Source organism: Nostoc sp. CALU 546 (assembly GCF_048836525.1).
Genome location: NZ_JAWJTF010000330.1, coordinates 1 through 2,169 on the forward strand (window position 1 = coordinate 1; position 2,169 = coordinate 2,169).

Genomic DNA, 2,169 nt, shown 5'->3' on the forward strand with positions numbered 1-2,169 from the left:
GTACTAGTTTTAGCTCTGCGGTGCAATTGCGCGGAGTGCAGTGCCCTTTGGGCGATCGCAAAATATTGTATTTTTGAAGCTTGACAGCTTCACCATTTAGATACAAGGTTACATGATATTGACCGCTACGGTGTAGCGAGTTGGGATGAAAATGCGTTCAACTTCCATCTGGAAAATCTATCCGCAGTCCCCTAGATTAGAGATAATATTTCCAAAGCAAAAACTCTCAAAAGCCATGACTCAAGCTATACCCAAGCTAGTAACCTTTGAGGAATTCGTCGATTGGCTACCCGAAAATTCAGCGGTACGCTACGAACTACATAACGGAGACATTGTTGAGATGGCGCAACCAGTAGGGGAACACGAAGAAGTAAAAGGATTTCTAGGTATCGAAATTCCTGTTGAAATCAAACGTTTAGGATTACCCTACTTCATGCCTAACCAAGCTATAGTTAGACCTCCTGAAAAAGATTCTGGTTACTTCCCAGATGTGTTGGTGCTAAATCGTGCAAACCTGCCAAACGAACCATTATGGAAAAAACAATCTACCGTGAGTTTGGGTGCATCGATACCTTTGGCAATTGAGGTTGTATCAACCAACTGGCGGGACGATTACTATTTAAAATACGCTGACTATGAAGAGATGGGTATCTCGGAATACTGGATTGTCGATTATGCTGGCTTGGGTGGACGTAATTTTATTGGCAATCCTAAACAACCGACAATTTCTGTCTGTAACTTAATTGATGGAGAATATCAGATAAGTAAGTTTCGAGATAGCGATCGCATTATTTCTCAAACTTTTTCCGAATTGAATCTCACCCCAAACCAGATTTTTCAGATTGGTGTGATGTAGCGTTTTAAGCTGATATTTCCACTCGTAAACCAAAGTATGTCAAAACAAGCTCAGTTGAGCCACTATTGACAACTTCATGTACTTCTCCTGGTTCTATGGCTACGCAGTTTCCCGGTAGTAGGGGGTATTCTTTACCATCAATGTGAATTACTCCTGAACCAGCTTCCACAAAGAATACTTCACACATATCCTGATGCGCGTGTGCTGGTGCGGTTTGTCCGGGAGCAAAACGTGCTTGAGAAAAGTTAGTCAGGTGAGGTAAATCGCCGAAGCGTAGCATTACCTTTTTTTTGATTTCAGGATTGTGAGAAACCGACTCTTCAGGCAAGTTTTTCAGAGAAGTGGTAATCATTCGGGTCTTAAATCGTTAGATAATTCCACAATACCTCTAGACCCATCAATCCGTACCCGCTGACCATCTTGCAAAATCCATGTAGCACCTCGAACATCCATGACAGCGGGAATTCCATACTCACGAGCAACGATCGCACCGTGAGAAAGTCTGCCACCAGCTTCGGCAATTAATCCTCCAGCCCTTAATAACAATGGCGCCCAGCCGGAATCTGTGTAAGGCACTACCAGAATCGTATCTCGGTCAATCTCTGGAATGTCTTGTAAGTTTCGCAACACCTTTACTCTCCCTTCGGCTTGCCCGTGACTGGCTCCAATGCCTTGTAAAATTTGGTCAGAGTACAGTGGAGAGGGAGTTAAGGGATGAGGAGGTGTATTGCCGTAGACTAAAAAGGGTATTTGAATAATCTCGCTATCTTGCACAAATTGCGATCGCCTAAATTCCACTAACTCATCTAACTGCTCAATTAAGCTGGCATCTTCATCCACAACTAGACGCCGCACTTCATCAAAGTTGAGAAAAAAGATATCGCCTGTTTTTCTGAGTAAGCCGGACTTTAACCAAACCTTTTCTAAAGCGACAAAACTCCAACGCAATTCAGCTAAAAGCCGTGAATAAACTTCGGTAACTCGCCCTTTGATATCTACACGGCGTTGCACAAAAGAACGTTTGCGCTTAACAGCAAAGATACTATTAATCGCATCTTTTGCCCCTGCTTGTGGTTCGTTCCCCTGCATTAACTGCACAAACATCTGCTTGATCATCTGGGGATTTTCCCGCCAAGTGGGAACGGAGATATCAGTTCCCACTTCACTTAAATAGCCGTAATCCTGAAGCAATTCGTTAAATTCTTCTAGGATCTTTTCTCCTTCTGGGGTTTGCTTTAATTGCTCAAATACCTGCTGTGGCTCAAATTCCTGCAATACCTGCTTGGCATCTGTAGCGATTGCACTGAGCGATC

The 2,169-nt window shown here is 43.4% G+C and carries 3 protein-coding genes; 1 reads left to right on the forward strand and 2 read right to left on the reverse strand.

Translation table 11 applies throughout. The annotated features are described in order from the left end of the window. Positions 1–235: 235 nt before the first annotated feature. Entirely contained in the window at positions 236–856 is a 621-nt protein-coding gene (locus RRG12_RS43355) for a Uma2 family endonuclease (RefSeq protein WP_420761505.1), read from the forward strand. 4 nt (positions 857–860) lie between these two features. Here the strand turns inward: RRG12_RS43355 and RRG12_RS43360 are convergent, their stop codons facing one another. Together RRG12_RS43360 and RRG12_RS43365 are read right to left on the reverse strand one after the other, a co-directional pair. Continuing rightward, complete coding sequence (locus RRG12_RS43360) at positions 861–1,208, reverse strand: cupin domain-containing protein (RefSeq protein WP_069072789.1); 348 nt, start codon at positions 1,206–1,208, stop codon at positions 861–863. Next, a partial coding sequence (locus RRG12_RS43365; protein WP_420763304.1) for a PEP-utilizing enzyme occupies positions 1,205–2,169 on the reverse strand: 965 nt, incomplete at its 5' end. The genes RRG12_RS43365 and RRG12_RS43360, both read right to left, overlap by 4 nt.